Source organism: Burkholderia arboris (assembly GCF_038723655.1).
GTDB classification, from domain to species: domain Bacteria; phylum Pseudomonadota; class Gammaproteobacteria; order Burkholderiales; family Burkholderiaceae; genus Burkholderia; species Burkholderia arboris.
The window spans coordinates 2363731-2382861 of record NZ_CP109821.1 but is presented as its reverse complement, the minus strand read 5'-3'; the positions used below and the strand labels follow the sequence as shown (position 1 = coordinate 2382861).

Genomic DNA, 19131 nt, shown 5'->3' with positions numbered 1-19131 from the left:
CATGTTCGGCAAACTCACACTCTCGGCGATCCCGTTCGATCAGCCCATCATCATGGGGGCAGGCGCCTTCATGGGGCTGGTCGTGCTGGGCATTCTCGCCGCGCTGACGATCACCGGCCGGTGGAAATGGCTGTGGACGGAATGGCTGACCACGGTCGACCACAAGAGACTCGGCGTGATGTACATCATCGTCGCGCTGATCATGCTGCTGCGCGGCTTCGCCGACGCGATCATGATGCGCATGCAGCTCGCGCTCGCGTACAACGGGCCCGGCTACCTGCCGCCGCATCACTATGACCAGGTCTTCACGGCGCACGGCGTGATCATGATCTTCTTCATGGCGATGGTGTTCATGGTCGGCCTGATGAACCTGATCGTGCCGCTGCAGATCGGCGCGCGCGACGTCGCGTTCCCGTTCATCAACTCGCTCTCGTTCTGGATGACGGCCGCCAGCGCGATCCTGATCAACGTGTCGCTCGTGATCGGCGAATTCGCGCAGACGGGCTGGCTCGCATACCCGCCGCTGTCGGAGCTGCAGTTCAGTCCGGGGGTAGGGGTCGACTACTATCTGTGGGCGCTGCAGATCTCGGGCGTCGGCACGCTGCTGACCGGCGTGAACTTCTTCGTGACGATCATCAAGATGCGCGCGCCGGGCATGACGCTGATGAAGATGCCGGTGTTCACGTGGACCGCGCTGTGCACGAACGTGCTGATCATGGCGTCGTTCCCGATCCTGACCGCGACGCTCGCGCTGCTCGGCCTCGACCGTTACCTCGGCATGCACTTCTTCACGAACGATGCCGGCGGCAACGCGATGCTGTACCTGAACCTGATCTGGGCGTGGGGCCATCCGGAGGTGTACATCCTGATCCTGCCGGCGTTCGGGATCTTCTCGGAAGTCATCGCGACGTTCGCGAAGAAGCCGCTGTTCGGCTACAAGACGATGGTGTACGCGACCTGCGCGATCATGGTGCTGTCGTTCCTCGTGTGGCTGCATCACTTCTTCACGATGGGCTCGGGTGCGAACGTGAACGCGTTCTTCGGGATCATGACGATGATCATCGCGATTCCGACCGGCGTGAAGGTGTTCAACTGGCTGTTCACGATGTATCGCGGCCGGATCGAATTCACGACGCCCGTGCTGTGGACGATCGGCTTCATGGTCACGTTCACGCTCGGCGGCATGACCGGCGTGATGATGGCGATTCCCGGCGCCGACTTCGTGCTGCACAACAGCCTGTTCCTGATCGCGCACTTCCACAACGTGATCATCGGTGGCGTGCTGTTCGGCTATCTCGCGGGCTTCAACTACTGGTTCCCGAAGGCGTTCGGCTTCAAGCTGAACGAGAAGCTCGGCAAGGCCGCGTTCTGGTTCTGGCAGATCGGTTTCTATGTCGCGTTCGTGCCGCTCTACGTGCTCGGCTTCATGGGCATGACGCGCCGCCTGAACCACTACGACAACCCGGCATGGCATCCGTGGCTGCTGGTCGCCGCGTTCGGCGCCGTGCTGATCGCGGTCGGCATTGCATGCCAGCTGCTGCAGCTGGTGGTCAGCATCCGCAACCGCCACCTGCCCGAGTACCGCGACACGACGGGCGATCCGTGGGGCGGCCGCACGCTGGAGTGGGCGACGTCGTCGCCGCCGGCCGACTACAACTTTGCGGTGATTCCGCAGGTGCGCACGCTCGACGCGTACGCCGACATGAAGGCGCGCGGCGAAGGCCGGCCGAACCCGGCGACGATCCGCGATATCCACATGCCGTCGAATACCTGCGCGGGCCTCGTGATCGCGATCTTCAGCCTGGTGCTCGGCTTCGCGCTGGTGTGGCACATCTGGTGGATGGCGATCGGCGGGCTCGTCGGGATCATCGCGACGCTCGTGATCTACAGCTCGCGCGATAACGACGGCTATTACATCCCCGCGTCGACGGTGCGGAAGATCGAAGACAAGCAGCCGACGCAGCGCGTGGCCGCGCGCGTCGACGACGTGGAACTGGAGGCCAACTGATGTTGCAGAAAACCTTGAGCGCAACCCTGCTCGAGCACGACGACCATCCGCCGTCGCATTCGGTGTTCGGTTTCTGGCTGTACCTGATGACCGACTGCGTGATCTTCGCGGCACTGTTCGCGACGTTCGCCGTGCTCGGCCGCCAGTATGCGGGCGGCCAGACCGCGAAGGAGCTGTTCGACATTCCGGGCGTCGCGGTGGAAACCGCCGCGCTGCTGCTGTCGAGCATCACGTACGGTTTCGCGATGCTCGCGGCGTACAAGCAGCGGCGCGGCGCGCTGCTCGCGTGGCTCGCGGTGACGTTCGTGCTCGGCGCGGCGTTTCTCGCGATGGAACTGCGCGAGTTCTCGCACCTGATCGCGGAAGGCGCGGGCCCGCAGCGCAGCGCGTTCCTGTCGGCGTTCTTCACGCTGGTCGGCACGCACGGGCTGCACGTGACGGCCGGCCTGCTGTGGATGATCGTGCTCGCCGGGCAGATCGTGTTCCGCGGCGGCGACCTGACCGATCGTGACCTGCGGCGCCTGACGTGCCTGAGCCTGTTCTGGCACTTCCTCGACATCGTGTGGATCTGCGTGTTTTCCTTTGTCTATCTCGCGAGCGTGATCTAAATGGCCCATTCGCATTCGTCTCAACTCGAAGAAGGGCACGGCAGCGTCGGCGGCTATGTCGCCGGTTTCATCCTGTCGGTGCTGCTCACGGCCGCGTCGTTCGGCCTCGTGATGGGCGGCGTGCTGTCGCCGCATGCGTCGCTGATCGCGCTCGCCGCGCTCGCCTTCGTGCAGATCGTCGTGCACCTCGTGTACTTCCTGCACATGAACGGCTCGTCGGGCCAGCGCTGGAACGTCATGGCGTTCAGCTACACGGTGCTGACCGCGGCGATCCTGATCGTCGGCACGTTGTGGGTGATGCACAACGTCAGCATGAACATGATGTCGCGCTGAGCGGTGTCGCGGCGCAGCGGTCGATATCCATGCGCGTTCATGAAAAAAGGCGGCACGCGAGTGCCGCCTTTTCGTTTTTTCCGGCCGCGTTGAGCCCGGCCATGCGGTCAGTACGGCCCGCCCGCGTCGGCCGTCAGCGCATGCGTGCAGTCCGCACGGTATTCGGCGGCGAGGCGATGCTTCGCGCCATCGAGATCGTCGGGGTAGTAGGGGCTCGCGTGCGCCGGATCGTAGCCGACCTGTTCGAGTTCGGTCAGCTCGCGCACGAGATCCGCATGCGTGATGTCATGGCCGGTGTGAACGAACGGGTACGCGTGGCATTCCTGCGGGGTGAGGTGCGGTCCCGCAAACGCGGCGGTGCTGGCGCATGCGAGCAGCATGCAGGCGACGGTGGTCGACAGTTTCATCCGGTAACTCCTGGTTTGGCGGCCCGATGCCGCATGACGTCAGCGTAGGCGGCGCGTGCCGCCGCGCGGGCGACGCACGGATGAAACAAGTTTCACGCATGCCTGCCGTGTCATCCGATGAAGCATTTTTCATGTAACGCCGAAGGGCGACCGCGTCGCCTACGATAGTCGCGGGCGCATCGTGTGCGCCCGTCGTGACGTTCATTGCGAGGACAAGCATGCGAGTACTGACGGTCGAGGACGATGCGGTGACCGCGAACGAAATCGTCGGCGAACTGACCGCGCGCGGGTTCGAGGTCGACTGGATCGACAACGGCCGCGAAGGGATGATGCGCGCGATGAGCGCTTCGTACGATGCGATCACGCTCGACCGGATGCTGCCGGGCGCGGACGGCCTCGCGATCCTGACCGCGATGCGCACGGTCGGCATCGATACGCCGGTGCTGATGCTGAGCGCGCTCGGCGACGTCGACGAGCGCATCCGCGGGCTGCGCGCGGGCGGCGACGACTACCTGACGAAGCCGTTCGATTCCGGCGAGCTGAGCGCGCGCATCGAGGTGCTGCTGCGCCGCCGCCAGACATCGGGCGTGCCGCAGCAGACGCTGCTGAAAGTCGGCGCACTCGAGCTCGACCTCATTTCGCGCTGCGCGCGCCGCGGCGGCGACGAGATTCCGCTGCTGCCGACGGAATTCCGCGTGCTCGAATTCATGATGCGCAACGCGGGCCAGACGATCACGCGCACGATGCTGTTCGAAACCGTATGGGGCTATCACTTCGATCCGGGTACCAACCTGATCGACGTCCACATGGGCCGGCTGCGCAAGAAGATCGATCCGCCCGGTGCGCAACCGATGATCCAGACGGTGCGCGGCTCGGGCTACATGCTCGCGTGACGGAGGCGGGCATGGACGCGGCTCGCGCGGCGAATTTCACGCGCCGCTGGCATACGACGACGTTTCGCTGGCTGTGCGCGTATGCGGCGATCTTCTCGGTGTCGCTGCTGCTGCTCGCGGGCGTGATCAACGTCGCCGCGACGCACACGATGACGCGCGACACCGACGAGGTGCTCGCGTGGCAGCTGATCTATTTCGATTCGATCCCCGATGCCGAGCTGCCGCTCGCGATTCACCGGCGGCTCGAGCACGAGCACATGCATACGAGTTTCTACGGGCTGTTCGATGCGGCCGGTCGCCGTGTGGCCGGCGACATCGCGACACCGCCCGCGCTGCGCACGGATCGCGACGGACGCACGCTGAACCGCACGCTCGCGCCGCTCGACGGCCAGCCCGCGCCGATCACGCGCGCGATGGCCGTGCGCCGCGACAACGGGATGACGCTGGTCGTCGCGCGCGACCTGTCGCATTTCATCCAGATCCGCGATGTCGCGATCCGCGGGCTCGTGATCGGCGGCGTGATGATCCTGATTGCGGGCATTGCAGGCGGCAGCATGCTCGGCATGCGGCAGATGCGCCGCGTCGCCGCGATCCGGCGCGTCACGCGGCAGATCGCCGAGGGCGATCTCGGCAAGCGGCTGCCGGTCGGCCGCTACGACGAACTCGATCTGCTCGCGCATCTCGTGAACCACATGCTCGACGAAGTCGAGCGGCTGATGGGCGAGGTGCGTCATACCTGCGACGGCATCGCGCACGACCTGCGCACGCCGCTCGCGCGGGTCCATACGATGCTGGCCCGGCTCGCCGACCAGCCGTTCTGCGCGGACGATCCTGCGTCGGCGGCACTGCTGGCTTCCGCGCGCGACGAGACCGACCGGCTGCTCGAACGCTTTCGCGCGATGCTGCGCATCTCCGAGATCGGCACGCTGAGCCGGCGCGGCGGCTTTGCCGCGGTCGACGTCGCGGCATTGCTGCGCGACGTGTGCGACCTATACGAGCCGCTGGCCGAAGCCGTCGACGTGTCGTTCGAACTCGAAGCCTTGCCGGTCGACGGTATTCATGGCGACCGCGCATTGCTGTTCGAGGCGTTCAGCAATCTCGCGGACAACGCCATCAAGTTCACGCCGCCCGGCGGTCGCGTGCGCGTCGTGCTTCACACGACACCGGGCGGCCCGCTCGTCCGGTTCGAGGACACCGGGCCGGGCATCCCGCCAGGCGAGCGCGACGCCGTGCTCGAACGCTTCTATCGCGGCGAGCGCACGCGTCACGTGAACGGGTCGGGGCTCGGGTTGAGCATCGTGTCGGCCGTGATGCGCGTGCACGGTTTCGCGCTGCGGATTGGCGATGCGCAGCCGGCCGGCGCAGCGATTACGGTCGAATGCTGGCCGCGCTCGCTCGCATGACGGCGCAGGAGACCGCTCGATGCGCATCCTGCTGATTGCGCCGCCGACGCCGGAGGCTGCGCGGCTCGACAAGGCGTTTCGCGAGAGCATGCACGGCGTCGAGCGCGTCGACGGATGGCGCGACGGCTGCTTCGCGGCGACCCAGGACCGGTTCGATGCCATCGTGATTGCCGCACCGGATGCGGCGGCCGACCCGGCGATCCTCGCAGGATTGCCGCGACTCGCCGTATCGGCCGGCGGCGCGACGATCGCCGCGATCGTCAGCGGCGCAACGCCCGCGCAGCGTGCGCGGATGCTGCAGGCCGGCTGCGACGTGTGTCTTGCCCATCCGTGTTCGTTCGTGGAGCTGCACGAGCGGCTGCGCGCGTTGTGGCGCCGGACGGGCGCGATCGAAACGCGGGAATCGGTCCGGCTCGACACGGCGACGCGCGCACTCGAGGAGCGTGGCAGGCGGCTGGCGCTCAGCGCACGGGAATTCCGTCTCGTCGAATGCCTGCTGCGCGAAGCGGGGCGGCCGGTCGGGCGCGATGCCGTGCTGCGTTACGCATGGGGCGATGCCGACATCGAACCCGAAACGGTCAATGCGCTGGTCGTGAGGTTGCGGCGCAAGCTGGCCGCGCATGCGTTCTCCGCGCGGATCGAAACGGTCGCGCGATTCGGGTTCCGGTTCGACGCGGGCGGATGACGGGACGGCATTGCGCCGCGCGTCCGTATCGCAGAGGTGCCGCGCGCCGCACGGCACACTCGCTTGCATACAGTCAGTGCGAATAGAGTTCGCGATCGAGTTGCGCGAGCTGGCCGTCGCGTTCGGCGTGGACGAGTTCACGATAGACCTGCGCACGTGTCAGCGGCGTGGCTGGCGAGGCGTTCCAGTTCCATGCCGGTCGAGACGGCAGTGGCGCGGGCGCGGTAGATGCGAGCGTCTGCGATGCCGTCGCCGCACCGGGCGGCGTCGCGCCGGCCCGGCCGGGCAGCGCGACGCAGAGCGCAGAGAGAAGGGTGGCGAACATCAGGGTCTTCATGGCGGAGTCCTTTTCAAGTGTCGGTGGCCGGTGCCGCGAGGGCGATGCCGGCAGGAACCACGTTATCGGGTGCGTCAGTGCAGGTGCCGGGCGTGCCGATGAAGAAACGTTCATGAATGCGCGCGGTGCCAGCCGCCGCCGAGCGCGCGCACGAGCCCGACGGATGCCTGCAGGCGTCGCGCGTCGGCATCGAGCGACGCGATCTGCGTATCGAGTTCGGTCGTCTGCGTCGTGACCACGTCGAGATAGCTGACCGCACCGTCGCGATAGCGCGACATCGCGAGTGCAAGCGACTGTCGCGCCGCGACGAGCGCGGCGTCGTCCTGGTCCGATTCGTCGCCGAGGCGATGCAGCAGCGCGAGATCGTCCTCGACTTCGCGGAACGCCTGCAGCACGACGGCGCGATAGCGCGCGCCCTGTTCGGCGAACTGCGCACGTGCCTTGCGTACGCCCGCGGCACGCAGGCCGCCGTCGAACAGCGTCATCGCGAGGCGTGGCCCGATCGACCAGATCTCGTTCGGCGCGGCGAGCCACGGCGAAAACGTATCGCTCTGGAAGCCGGCGTCGAGGCCGAGCGACAGGTCGGGGAAATAGGCCGCGCGGGCGACGCCGATGCGTGCGTTCGCGGCTGCAACGCGGCGTTCGGCGGCGGCGACGTCCGGCCGGCGTTCGAGCAGCGTCGACGCGAGCCCGGTCGGAATCGACGGCACGCCCGGCAGCGCCGCGACGGGCGGCAGCGTGAACGTCGACGCGGATGCGCCGACGAGCGCCGCGATCGCGTGTTCGTCGAGTGCGCGGCGCGCGGCGATGTCGGATGCGCGCGCCTGGGCGAGCGCGAGTTGCGTTTGCGCACGCGACACGTCGAGCCCCGATGCGAGGCCGCCTCGATGACGGCTGACCGTCAGCTGCCACGCGCGGCGGTACGTATCGATCGTTTGCGCGAGCGTATCGGCTTCGCGGTCGAGGCCCGCGAGGTCGAAGTAGGTGCCGGCCACGCTGGCCTGCAGACTGAGCCGGACCGACGCGAGATCATCGTCGGCCGCCTGCGCCTCGTTGCGGTCGGCCGCGACCGTGTTGCGGACCTTGCCCCACAGATCGACGTCATAGCCGATGCCGGCTTCGAGCGTGTTCGACTCGTAGACGTCGGGCTGGCCGCTGCCGCGCAGCGGCCGGCGCGCCGACTGCCGGTCGCGGTCGGGTTCGGCATCGATGCCCACGGTCGGCAGCAATGCCGCATGCGCTGCGTCGAACAGCGCGGCAGCTTCGTCGTGCCGCGCGACGGCGACCGCGAGATCGGGATTCGCGCGTGCGACGAGCGGTTCGAGCCGGTCGAGCGTCGCATCGCCATACACGCGCCACCAGCCGTCGCGAGGCAGCCGGTCGGCCGGGGCGGCATCGACCCACGGGCCCGTTTCGCGAAACGCGGCCGGCACCGGAACATCCGGCGCGCGACTGGTCGGTGCGAGCGAACAGCCGGCAAGCAGCGCGACACTGCCCAACAATGCAGCAAGCGGTCGGTCAGCCATGCGCGTGCTCCGTCGTCGCGGTGCCGGCGGCGCGCACGGGGTCGCCATCGGCGAGCGAATCCGGCGGATTGTCGATCACGCGATCGCCGGCTGCGAGCCCGGATGCGATCTCGACACGCGTGCCGAGGTCGGTCGCGATCGACACGTTGCGCAACCTGGCGTGCCCGTTCGCGTCGAGCACCGCGACCTGCAACCCGTCTTGGCGGAAGATCAGCGTGCTGGCCGGAATCGTCAACGCATGCGCGGCGCCGGGCATCGCGATCCGCACCTGCGCGTATTCGCCGGGAAACAGCGTGCCTGCCGGATTGGCGATCGAAAACTGCGCGAGCAGCGTGCCGGAAGCCGGGTCGATCGACTGCGCGGAATCCGCGAGCGTTGCGTTGAACGTCGTGCCGGGGCGCTCGGGCACGGTCAGCGCGACCTGCATGCCCGCACGGATCGCGGCCGCGTCGTCTTGCGGCACGTGGACGTACAGTCGCAGCCGCCGCGCATCCGACACGGTGAAGAGTTCGGCGCCGCTGCCGCTTCCCGCGTCGATCAGCGCGCCGACGTCGGTCTTGCGGGCCGTCACGATGCCGTCGAACGGCGCGGCGAGCCGCTTGAACGATTCGAGCGCGTCGAGCCGCCGTACGTTGGCGGTGCTCGCTGCGACGGCCGCGCGTTTCGCGTCGAGATCGCTGCGCTTCTCGTCGGCCTCCTGCTGCGATACGGAATCCTGCGCAAGCATCTCGGCCCACCGTGCGGCCGTGATGGCGGCGAGCCGTTCGTTCGCGCTCGCGCTTTGCAGGTCCGCGCGGGCCTGTTGCAACTGCTGGTCGAGATCGGGCGTATCGATCGACGCAAGCAGCTGGCCGGCCTTCACATGCGCGCCGATGTCCGCGTACCACGCATGCAGGTAGCCCGGCACGCGTGCATAGATCGGTGCGTCGACATACGCGTCGAGGCGGCCCGGCAGCACGAGTGCGTCGGCCGCGGCCGGCTGCGGCGCGACCGTTGCGACGGTCGGGATCGCTTGCTGCGCAGTCCACGCGGCGACCGCGTGCGCGTCATGCATGCGGGCGAAGACACCGGCGGCCGCGACGGCGAGCGCGGCGACGGCGCCTGCGATCGCGAGCGGCTTCAGATAGCGCGGCGTGCCGGGGGGGCGGACTTCGAATTCAGTGGACATGCTGTTCTCCCGGAGTGACGGAAAGGGAATCGGAGCGCGGCGCGCGATCGCGCAGGTGGACGAGGCTGAACACGACGGGGACGAACACCAGCGTCGCGACGGTCGCGCACAGCAGGCCGCCGATGACCGCACGGCCGAGCGGCGCATTCTGTTCGCCGCCGTCGCCGAGACCGAGGGCCATCGGCGCCATGCCGATGATCATCGCGAGCGCGGTCATCATCACGGGCCGAAAGCGCGTGAAGCCGGCCTCGAGCGCGGCGGCGGCCGCGTCGGCGGTGTGCGCGAGCCGTTCGCGCGCGAAGGTGACGACGAGAATGCTGTTCGCGGTCGCGACCCCCATGCACAGGATCGCGCCCGTCAACGCCGGCACCGACAGCGGCGTGCGCGTGACGAACAGCATCCAGACGATGCCGGCGAGCGCGGCAGGCAGGCCGCTCACGATCACGAACGCGTCGCGCCAAGAATGGAAGTTCACGACGATCAGCAGGTAGATCAGCAGCACCGCGCCGGCGAGGCCGGCGAGCAACCCGCCGAATGCGCCGTTCATCGTCTGCACCTGGCCGCGCACGGTCACGCGCGATCCCTTCGGCAGGTCGGCGGCGCTCGCGCGCAGCACGCGTTCGATGTCGGCGCTGACCGCGCCGAGATCGCGATCCTGTGTGGTCGCGAAGATGTCGTAGAGCGGCGCGATGTCGTAGTGCGACACGACCGCGTCGGTCTGCCCGCGCACGATCGTCGCGAGACCGCCGAGCAGTTGCGGGGCGCCCGTGCGGCCCGTGACGGGCAGCGCGCGCAGGTCCGACAGCGACGTCATCCGGTATTGCGGCGTCTGCGCGACGATCGGATAGGACACGCCGTTGCGCGGATCGAGCCAGTAGGTCGGCGACACCTGGCTCGTGCCGGACAGGCTGGCGACCACCGCATTGGTGACGTCCTGCTCGGTGATGCCGAGCGGCGCGGCGCGCGCGCGGTCGACCGACACCGTGAACTGCGGATAGGTCGACGCCTGCTGCACGCGCGCATCGGCGACGCCCGGCACCGCGCGTATGCGCCGCAACAGCGCGGTCGCATATGCGCGGTTGGCCGCCCGGTCGGGGCCCGTCACCTGCACGTCGATCGGCGCCGGTGCGCCGAAGTTGAGGATCTGGCTCACGATGTCGGCGGGCAGGAACGAGAACGTCACGCCCGGAAAGGCCCGCGGCAGCTCGGTGCGCAGTTGCTTCACGTAGCCGGCCGTCGGCGCGTGGTCGCCCGTGAGCGACACGAGGATGTCGCCGTCCTGCGGGCCGATGGTGCCGCTGTTGCTGTACGTGAGGTTGATCCCGCTATTGGGCAACCCCATGTTGTCGACGATGCTCGCGAGCGAATGCGGCGGCACGACCGCGCGCACCGTGCGCTCGACGCGGTCGAACAGCGCGGCCGTTTCCTCGATGCGCGTGCCGATCGGTGCGCGCACGTGGATCGCGATCTCGCCGGAGTCGACCGACGGGAAGAAATTGCGGCCGAGCCCCGGCACCAGCGCGAACGATACGGCGACCCCCGCGAGGAACCACACGACGAAGCGGGCGCGGTAGGTGAGGGCGAGGCCGAGCAAGACCCGGTAGCCGGCGCGCAGTGCGGCGAAGCGGCGCTCGAAACCCTGCTGGAACGCGACGAGCGGATTGCGTGCGCGCGGCGGCGTGAACGGTGTGCCATGCGGTGCGAGCACGGCCACCGGATGCGCGGCATGCGGTTTCAGCAAGTAACGGGCCATCATCGGCACGAACGTGCGGGACAGCACGAACGACGCGATCATCGCGAAGATCACGGCTTCGGCCATCGGCACGAACAGGAAGCGCGCGACGCCGTCGAGCAGCAGCATCGGCACGAACACGATGCAGATGCACAGCAGCGATACGAAGGCCGGCGCGACGATCTGCGATGCGCCGTCGAGGATCGCGCTGCGCACGTCCTTGCCCTGTTCCAGATGCCAGTTGACGTTTTCGATCGTGACGGTCGCGTCGTCGACCAGAATGCCGACCGCGAGCGCGAGCCCGCCGAGCGTCATCACGTTGAGCGTCTCGCCCGCGGCGGCAAGCGCGGCGATCGCCGCCAGTACCGCGAGCGGAATGGACGCGGCGATGATCAGCGTCGAGCGCCAACTGCCGAGGAACAGCAGGATCATCGCGGACGTGAGCGCGGCGGCGATCAGGCCTTCGCGCGCGACGCCGCTCACGGCGCCCTTGACGAACACCGACTGGTCGCCCATCACGACGAGCCGGAGCGACGGCGGCAGCGTCGCCTCGATGCGCGGCAACTGCGCCTTGACGCCCGCGATGATGTCGAGCGTCGACGCCGAGCCGCTTTTCAGCACGCTCATCAGCACCGCGCGGCGGCCGTCGACGCGCACGATGTTGCCCTGCGGCGGAAAGCCGTCGCGTACATGCGCGACGTCGCGCATGAAGATCACCGCGCCGTTGACGGTCCGGATCGGCAGCGCGTTGAGCTGGTCGATGGACAGCGGGCTGTCGTTGAGGCGGATGTTGTACTCGAAGCCGCCGATCTTCTGCGTGCCGGCCGGAATGATCTGGTTCTGCTGCGCGAGCGCGGTCGCGACATCCTGCGCGGACAGCCCCTTGGCCTGCAGCGCCTGCGGATCGAGATCGATCTGCACCTGGCGCACCTTGCCGCCGTACGGCGACGGAATCGCGACACCCGCGACGGACAGCAACTGCGGCCGGATCACGTTGGTCGCGTAGTCGCCGAGCTGCTGTTCGTTCAGCGTGTCGCTCGTCAGCGCGAGTTGCAGCACGGGCACCGTCGACGCGTTGTAGTTGAGGATTTGCGGCGGCGTGGTGCCGGGCGGCATCTGCTTGAGCACGGTCTGCGAGATCGACGTGACCTGCGCGGTCGCGGTGCGGATATCGACGCTCGGCTGGAAGAAGATCTTGACGATCCCGAAGCTGCGGAACGATTGCGACTCGATGTGCGCGACATCGTTGACCGTCGTGCCGAGCGTGCGCTCGTAATAGGTGACGATGCGCCCGGACATGTCGGCCGGCTGCAGGCCCGCGTAGTTCCATACGACGCTGATGACCGGAATCCGGATGTCGGGGAAGATGTCGGTCGGCGTGCGCAGCGCCGCGAGCGGCCCCGCGATCAGGATCAGCAGCGCGAGGACGATGAACGTATAGGGGCGCGCGAGCGCGAGTCGGACGAGTTTCAGCATCGGCGAGGTCTCCGCCGGCGCGGGCGCCGGCCTGTCAGCGAAGTGCCGAAGCGTGGCGGGAGCCCGATTCGGCTCGCGCAGTGTGCGTGGCGCCGCTTAACGCCGGGCGCGGGGCAGGATGAAAGATGTTTTAGGAATGGGTGCGGAGAGGGCAAACGGGCGCCGATTGTTACAAGACGTTAGCGCGAGCTTCCCGTTGCGATGCGGCGCATCAGTTCTTACAAACTTGAAATATGCGGAAACGGGGCTTGCCGTTATAGTCGAATCACACATGACACAACCAGAAGAGGAATCCATGAAGACTTTGCGTGTTGCCTCGCTCTTGACCGGTATGACGGCCTTGCTCGTGTCGGGCGCAGCAATGGCGGGAGTCAATGTCGGGATCAACGTCGGCGTGCCGGCCCCGGTCTACGTCGCGCCCGCACCCGTGTATGCGCCGCCACCCCCGCCGCCGGTCGTCTATCAGCCTGCGCCGGTGTATGCGCCGGCCTATGCGCCGGCGCCGACGATCGTGATCGGCTGGCACGGCGATCGTTACTGGGACGGCCGCCGCTACTGGGGCCGCGACGAGTGGTATCGCCGCCATGGTCGCGGCTGGGGCGACGATCGTGGTCACTGGGATCACGGCCGCCACAACGGCTGGCGCTGATCGGCGCGTCGCGCACGCGTGACGCGTGCGCCGCGACTGCCGGTCAACGAGAAAACCGCCCGCGTGGCGGTTTTCTTTTGGCCCGACGGATTGAATGGGTAGAATCGGTCCACGTTACATCCCCCATTCGACCGACAGGGCCTCTATGACGAAGGGTTCGCCCCGGGCCGCCGCCGCGCGAGCCTGCCTCGGCGCGCAGCGTGGCGTACGGGCCGCCGGCCGCGTCGCTGCGGCGTTTGCGCTGTATGCGGCGCTGGCCGCGCCGGCCGCACACGCGGCCTATGCGATCGCGCAGTACGGCGAGCCGAAGTATCCGCCGGGTTTCAAGCATTTCGACTACGTCAACCCCGACGCGCCGAAGGGCGGCACGCTCGTGCTCGCGAACCCGAACCGGCTGACGTCGTTCGACAAGTTCAATCCGTTCACGATGCGCGGCAATCCCGCACCCGGCATCGACAACCTGTTCGAGAGCCTCGCGACGGGGAGTTCGGACGAACCGGCGTCCGCCTACGGGCTGCTTGCCGACGACATCGACGTCGCGCCCGACCGCCGTTCGGTCACGTTCCACCTGAATCCGCGCGCGCGTTTCTCGAACGGCGACCGCGTCACCGCCGACGACGTCAAATTCTCATTCGATACGCTGAAGAGCAAACAGGCCGCGCCGCAGTTCGGCGCATATTTCGCGGAGATCGCGAAGGCCGTGGTGGTCGATCCGGCCACCGTGCGTTTCGAGTTCCGCAGCGCGAATCGCGAGCTGCCGCTGATCGCCGGCGGCGTGCCGGTGTTCTCGCGCAAGTGGGGCTTGCGCGCGGACGGCTCGCGTATCCCGTTCGACCAGCTCGCGTTCGAGCAGCCGATCGGCAGCGGCCCGTACCTGATCGAGCGTTACGACAACGGCCGCACGATCACCTACCGGCGCAATCCTGCGTATTGGGGCGCCGACCTGCCGGTGCGGATCGGCACCAACAATTTCGCGCGGATCGTCTACAAGCTGTACGGCGACGGCGTCGCGCGGCTCGAGGCGTTCAAGGCCGGCGAATACGACGTGCTCGTCGAGTACATCGCACGCAACTGGACACGGCGCGACGTCGGCAAGCGCTTCGACAGCGGCGAGCTCGTCAAGCGCGAATTCCGCCAGCATAACGGCGCCGGCATGCAGGGCTTCTTCATGAACCTGCGCCGGCCGCTGTTTCGCGACGTGCGCGTGCGCCAGGCGCTCGACCTCGCGTTCGACTTCGAATGGCTGAACCGCCAGCTGTTCTATAGCGCGTACACGCGCCTCGACAGCTATTTCGCCGACACGGACCTGCAGGCGACCGGTACGCCGGGTGAAGGCGAGTTGAAGCTGCTCGAGCCGCTGCGCGCGCAGCTCGACCCGGCCGTGTTCGGCCCGATGGTCACGCAACCGGACACGAACCCGCCGGGCTCGCTGCGTGCGAACCTGCTGAAGGCGCGCGCATTGCTCGCACAGGCCGGCTGGACCTATCGCGACGGTGCGCTGCGCAACGCGAAGGGCGAACCGTTCACGTTCGAGATCCTCGACGATTCGGGCGCCGCGATGGAAGGTGTCGTGACGGCCTATCAGCGCAATCTCGCGAAGCTCGGCATCGACGCACGTTTTCGCACGGCCGATTTCGCGCTGCTGCAGAAGCGCCTCGATGCGTTCGACTACGACATGACGACGATCCGCTTGCCGGGCGTGCAGGTGCCGGGTGCCGAACAATACTCGCGTTACGCGAGCAAGTTCGCCGACGAACCGGGCTCCGACAACTTCATCGGGTTGAAGTCGCCGGCCGTCGACGCGTTGCTGCACGCGCTCGGCACCGCGCAGACGCGCGAAGACCTGCTCGACGCGACGCACGCGCTCGACCGCGTGCTGATGCACGGCTATTACGCGGTGCCGCAGTGGTACAGCACGACGCACCGGATCGCGTACCGGCACACGCTGGCCTATCCGCAGACGTTGCCGCTGTACTATTCGGCCGAGGGCTGGGTCGTGTCGACCTGGTGGGCGAAGCCCGATCACTGACCCGCGCCGCCCCTTCGTCCAACCCGCCACCGATCACGAGTCGACGCCCTATGTGGAGCTACATCCTCAAACGCCTGCTGCTGATGATCCCGACGCTCATCGGCGTGCTGACCCTCACGTTCGCGGTGATCCAGTTCGTGCCGGGCGGGCCCGTCGAGCAGGCCGTGCAGGAACTGCGCAAGGGCGCGACGGAGCAGGGCGCGGTGCCGTTCGGAATGCGCGCGCACACCGGTGTCGACGCGCAGCAGCTCGCGCAGCTCAAGGCGCTGTACGGCTTCGACAAGCCGCCGCTCGAACGCTACTGGCTGATGCTGAAGCGCTTCGCGCGCTTCGATCTCGGCGACAGCTATTTCCGCCACCAGAGCGTGTGGTCGCTGGTCGTGCAGAAACTGCCCGTGTCGATCAGCATCGGGCTGTGGACGTTCTTCCTCACGTACCTGATCTCGGTGCCGCTCGGCATCGCGAAGGCCGTGCGCAACGGTTCGCCGTTCGACGTCGCGACGAGCCTCGTCGTGCTCGTCGGTTATGCGATCCCGGGTTTCGTGCTCGGCGTGCTGCTGCTCGTGCTGTTCGGCGGCGGCTCGTTCTGGCAGCTCTTTCCGCTGCGCGGCCTCACATCGGACAACTTCGCGCAGCTGTCGCTCGTCGGCAAGGTGCTCGACTACCTGTGGCACATCGCGCTGCCGATCACGGCGTCGGTCGTCGGCAGCTTCGCGGTCGTCACGATGCTCACGAAGAATGCGTTTCTCGACCAGATCCGCCGGCAATACGTGCTGACCGCGCGCGCGAAGGGGCTCTCCGAGCGCAGCGTGCTGTGGAAGCACGTGTTCCGCAACGCGATGCTGCCGCTGATCGTCGGCTTCCCGGCCGCGTTCATCGGTGCGTTCTTCACGGGCAGCCTGCTGATCGAGACACTGTTCTCGCTCGACGGCCTCGGGCTGCTGTCGTACGAGTCGGTCGTGCGGCGCGACTATCCGGTCGTGCTCGGCACGCTGTACCTGTTCACGCTGATCGGGCTCGCGACCAAGCTGGTCTCCGATCTCTGCTATGTGTGGGTCGATCCGCGCATTCAATTCGACAACCTGGAGCGCTGACATGAAACGATCCATCCGCATGCCGAGCGCCATGGGGCGAGGAGCGCGATGAACCGGGCCGTTGCATCATCCCGCATCGACGCCGCGCGGGCGCGCGTGTCGCCGTCACCGGCGCGCCGCGTGTGGCAGCGCTTCAGGCAGCAGCGCCTCGGCTACTGGAGCTTCGTGATCTTCGTCGTCGCGTTCGCCGCGAGCCTTGCGGCGCCACTGTGGTCGAACGACAAGCCGCTCGTCGTGCGCTACGACGGCCAGACCTATTTCCCGATGTTCCATGCGTATCCGGAGACGACTTTCGGCGGCGATTTCCCGACGCCGGCCGACTATCTCGATCCGTACGTGCGCAAGCGGCTCGAGGCACCCGGCAACTTCGTCGTCTATCCGCCGAACCACTATTACTACGACACGCTGAATTACTTCTCGAACGTGCCGAACCCGGCGCCGCCGTCGCGCGAGAACTGGCTCGGCACTGACGCACAGGGGCGCGACCTGCTCGCGCGGCTCGTGTACGGGTTCCGCATCTCGGTCGAGTTCGGGCTGATCCTGACCGTGATCGGCACGCTGCTCGGGATCGCCGCGGGCGCCGTGCAGGGCTTCTTCGGCGGGCGCATCGACATCGTCGGGCAGCGGCTGATCGAGATCTGGAGCTCGTTGCCCGAGCTGTACCTGCTGATCATCTTCGCGTCGATCTTCGAGCCGAGCTTCCTGCTGCTGATCGTGCTGCTGTCGCTGTTCGGCTGGATCGGGCTGGCCGACTACGTGCGCGCGGAATTCCTGCGCAACCGCACGCAGGACTACGTGCGCGCGGCCCGCGCGATGGGGCTCACGAACGCGCAGATCATCTGGCGCCACGTGCTGCCGAACAGTCTTACGCCGGTGATCACGTTCCTGCCGTTCCGGATGAGCGGTTCGATCCTCGCGCTCACGAGCCTCGATTTCCTCGGGCTCGGCGTGCCGCCGCCGACGCCGAGCCTCGGTGAGCTGCTCGCGCAAGGCAAGGGCAACCTCGACGCATGGTGGATCTCGCTGTCGACGTTCGGCGTGCTGGTCGCGACGCTGCTGCTGCTGACCTTCATGGGTGACGCGCTGCGCAACGCGCTCGACACGCGGATCGCCGATTCGGTGCGCGCAGCGGGAGGCCAGCGATGAGCGAGTCGACCGTATCGGCGCAACGCGAACCGCTGCTGTCGCTCGAGCATCTGCACGTGCGCTTCGGCGACACGGTCGCGGTGGACGACGTGACGCTCGCGATCGGCCGCGGCGAGCGCGTCGCGCTCGTCGGCGAGTCGGGTTCCGGCAAGAGCGTGACCGCGCTGTCGATCCTGCGCCTGTTGCGCGACGCCGACGTCAGCGGCGCGATCCGTTTCGCGGGGCAGGACCTGGTGGGCAAGAGCGAGCGCGAGATGCGCGGGCTGCGCGGCTCGGACATCGCGATGATCTTCCAGGAGCCGATGACGGCGCTCAATCCGCTGTATACGATCGGCGTGCAGATCGGCGAGACGATCGTGCTGCACGACGGCGTCTCGGCGGTCGAGGCGCGCAAGCGCGCGATCGCGTTGCTCGCCCGCACGGGCATTGCGGAGCCGGACAAGCGCGTCGACAGCTACCCGCACCAGTTGTCGGGCGGCCAGCGGCAGCGCGCGATGATCGCGATGGCGCTCGCATGTCGGCCGCGGCTGCTGCTCGCCGACGAACCGACCACCGCGCTCGACGTGACGATCCGCGCGCAGATCGTCGACCTGCTGCTGGAACTGCAGCGCGAGGAAGCGGAAAAGCGCGGGATGGCGATCCTGCTGATCACGCACGACCTGAATCTCGTCAGACATTTCGCCGAGCGCATCGCGGTGATGGAGCGCGGCCGGCTCGTCGAGAGCGGGCCGGTCGAGCGGATCTTCGCGGAACCCGAGCATCCGTATACACAGCGGCTGCTGAACAGCCGGCCGCAGCGCGCCGTCATGCCGGTGATGCCGATCGCGCCCGTCGTGCTCGACGCGCGGCACGTGAGCGTGCAGTTCGCGCGCAAGCGGCCGGGCATCGCGGGCTGGTTCGGCACGCTGCCGGTGACGGCCGTCGCGGACGTGTCGGTGTCGGTGCGGCAGGGCGAGACGCTCGGCATCGTCGGCGAATCGGGGTCGGGGAAGTCGACGCTCGCGATGGCGCTGCTCGGGCTGCAGAAGACGGCCGGCGGCGAGATCGAATTCCAGGGGCGCGCGCTGTCGACCTATCGCGGCCGCGAACAGACCGCGCTGCGCTCGAACATGCAGGTGGTCTTTCAGGATCCATTCAGTTCGCTTTCGCCGCGGCACACGATCGAGCGGATCGTCGGCGAGGGGCTCGAGCTGCATCGCCCGGACATGACGCCCGATGCGCGCCGCGCGAAGTCGCTCGCGGTGCTGCGCGAAGTGGGCCTCGACCGCACGGTGCTGCACCGTTATCCGCACGAATTCTCGGGCGGGCAGCGCCAGCGGATCGCGATCGCGCGGGCGCTGGTGCTGGAGCCGCGGATCCTGATCCTCGACGAGCCGACGTCGGCGCTCGACGTGTCGATCCAGCAGCAGGTGCTGAAACTGCTCGCGAATTTGCAACAGAAATACAACCTCGGCTACGTGTTCATCAGCCACGACCTGGAGGTGATCGGCGCGATGGCGCACCGCGTCGCGGTGATGCAGGACGGTGCCGTCGTCGAGTCGGGAGAGGTGTCCGACATTTTCACGAGACCGTCACATCCTTACACACAAAAGCTGTTGAAAGCGGTCTGGAAAGCGTGATAGGCGTCCAATGGTCTG

The 19131-nt window shown here is 67.7% G+C and carries 16 protein-coding genes; 11 read left to right on the top strand and 5 right to left on the bottom strand.

Annotated features, from left to right (window positions below; translation table 11 throughout):
- The first annotated feature begins 1 nt into the window (after position 1).
- From cyoB to cyoD, 3 genes are read left to right on the top strand one after another with little or no spacing between them, the layout of a single operon-like run.
- Positions 2–2008 carry a cytochrome o ubiquinol oxidase subunit I gene (gene cyoB / locus OHZ10_RS11170; RefSeq protein WP_342702461.1) on the top strand — a complete coding sequence of 669 codons (2007 nt, stop codon included), beginning with the start codon at positions 2–4 and terminating at the stop codon, positions 2006–2008.
- On the top strand, positions 2008–2616 hold the full coding sequence (gene cyoC / locus OHZ10_RS11165) for a cytochrome o ubiquinol oxidase subunit III (protein WP_342702460.1): 609 nt from the start codon (positions 2008–2010) through the stop codon (positions 2614–2616). The genes cyoB and cyoC overlap by 1 nt, the downstream gene beginning before the upstream one ends.
- Entirely contained in the window at positions 2617–2949 is a 333-nt protein-coding gene (gene cyoD / locus OHZ10_RS11160) for a cytochrome o ubiquinol oxidase subunit IV (protein WP_006759069.1), read from the top strand. It abuts the gene before it with no gap.
- Positions 2950–3056: 107 nt separating this feature from the next.
- Here the strand turns inward: cyoD and OHZ10_RS11155 are convergent, their stop codons facing one another.
- Positions 3057–3356 (bottom strand): DUF4148 domain-containing protein, encoded by a 300-nt coding sequence (locus OHZ10_RS11155; RefSeq protein WP_059233807.1) that lies wholly within the window; start codon positions 3354–3356, stop codon positions 3057–3059.
- A gap of 218 nt (positions 3357–3574) precedes the next feature.
- On the opposite strand from OHZ10_RS11155, the gene OHZ10_RS11150 reads away from it, so the two are divergent.
- From OHZ10_RS11150 to OHZ10_RS11140, 3 genes are read left to right on the top strand one after another with little or no spacing between them, the layout of a single operon-like run.
- Positions 3575–4249, top strand: coding sequence for a response regulator transcription factor (locus OHZ10_RS11150; protein WP_059233808.1), 675 nt, complete (start codon positions 3575–3577; stop codon positions 4247–4249).
- An 11-nt stretch (positions 4250–4260) separates the two neighbouring features.
- On the top strand, positions 4261–5652 hold the full coding sequence (locus OHZ10_RS11145) for a sensor histidine kinase (RefSeq protein ID WP_174993505.1): 1392 nt from the start codon (positions 4261–4263) through the stop codon (positions 5650–5652).
- A gap of 19 nt (positions 5653–5671) precedes the next feature.
- Positions 5672–6337: a response regulator transcription factor gene (locus OHZ10_RS11140; protein WP_174993504.1), complete on the top strand. Its 666-nt coding sequence runs from the start codon at positions 5672–5674 to the stop codon at positions 6335–6337.
- 73 nt (positions 6338–6410) lie between these two features.
- Here OHZ10_RS11140 and OHZ10_RS11135 read toward each other — a convergent pair whose 3' ends face one another.
- The 4 genes from OHZ10_RS11135 to OHZ10_RS11120 form a co-directional block, all read right to left on the bottom strand.
- The gene (locus OHZ10_RS11135) at positions 6411–6674 is read right to left on the bottom strand and encodes a DUF4148 domain-containing protein (protein ID WP_059233810.1); all 264 of its coding nucleotides are present in this window, start codon (positions 6672–6674) and stop codon (positions 6411–6413) included.
- Positions 6675–6784: 110 nt separating this feature from the next.
- Positions 6785–8200, bottom strand: a complete 1416-nt coding sequence (locus OHZ10_RS11130) for an efflux transporter outer membrane subunit (protein WP_342702457.1) — start codon at positions 8198–8200, stop codon at positions 6785–6787.
- Positions 8193–9368 (bottom strand): efflux RND transporter periplasmic adaptor subunit, encoded by a 1176-nt coding sequence (locus OHZ10_RS11125; protein ID WP_174993502.1) that lies wholly within the window; start codon positions 9366–9368, stop codon positions 8193–8195. The genes OHZ10_RS11130 and OHZ10_RS11125 overlap by 8 nt, the downstream gene beginning before the upstream one ends.
- Positions 9358–12576, bottom strand: a complete 3219-nt coding sequence (locus OHZ10_RS11120; protein ID WP_342702455.1) for an efflux RND transporter permease subunit — start codon at positions 12574–12576, stop codon at positions 9358–9360. The genes OHZ10_RS11125 and OHZ10_RS11120 overlap by 11 nt, the downstream gene beginning before the upstream one ends.
- Positions 12577–12871: 295 nt before the next feature.
- Here OHZ10_RS11120 and OHZ10_RS11115 point away from each other — a divergent pair, with 295 nt between their 5' ends.
- The 5 genes from OHZ10_RS11115 to OHZ10_RS11095 all read left to right on the top strand — a co-directional run bounded on the left by OHZ10_RS11115 (position 12872) and on the right by OHZ10_RS11095 (position 19113).
- Entirely contained in the window at positions 12872–13225 is a 354-nt protein-coding gene (locus OHZ10_RS11115; RefSeq protein ID WP_059233813.1) for a hypothetical protein, read from the top strand.
- A gap of 145 nt (positions 13226–13370) precedes the next feature.
- Positions 13371–15254 carry an extracellular solute-binding protein gene (locus OHZ10_RS11110; RefSeq protein ID WP_059233814.1) on the top strand — a complete coding sequence of 628 codons (1884 nt, stop codon included), beginning with the start codon at positions 13371–13373 and terminating at the stop codon, positions 15252–15254.
- A 50-nt stretch (positions 15255–15304) separates the two neighbouring features.
- Positions 15305–16348 carry a microcin C ABC transporter permease YejB gene (locus OHZ10_RS11105; RefSeq protein ID WP_059233815.1) on the top strand — a complete coding sequence of 348 codons (1044 nt, stop codon included), beginning with the start codon at positions 15305–15307 and terminating at the stop codon, positions 16346–16348.
- 48 nt (positions 16349–16396) lie between these two features.
- Positions 16397–17494: an ABC transporter permease gene (locus OHZ10_RS11100; RefSeq protein ID WP_256085037.1), complete on the top strand. Its 1098-nt coding sequence runs from the start codon at positions 16397–16399 to the stop codon at positions 17492–17494.
- The gene (locus OHZ10_RS11095; protein ID WP_174993500.1) at positions 17491–19113 is read left to right on the top strand and encodes an ABC transporter ATP-binding protein; all 1623 of its coding nucleotides are present in this window, start codon (positions 17491–17493) and stop codon (positions 19111–19113) included. Before OHZ10_RS11100 ends, OHZ10_RS11095 begins: the two co-directional genes overlap by 4 nt.
- Positions 19114–19131: the final 18 nt, after the last annotated feature.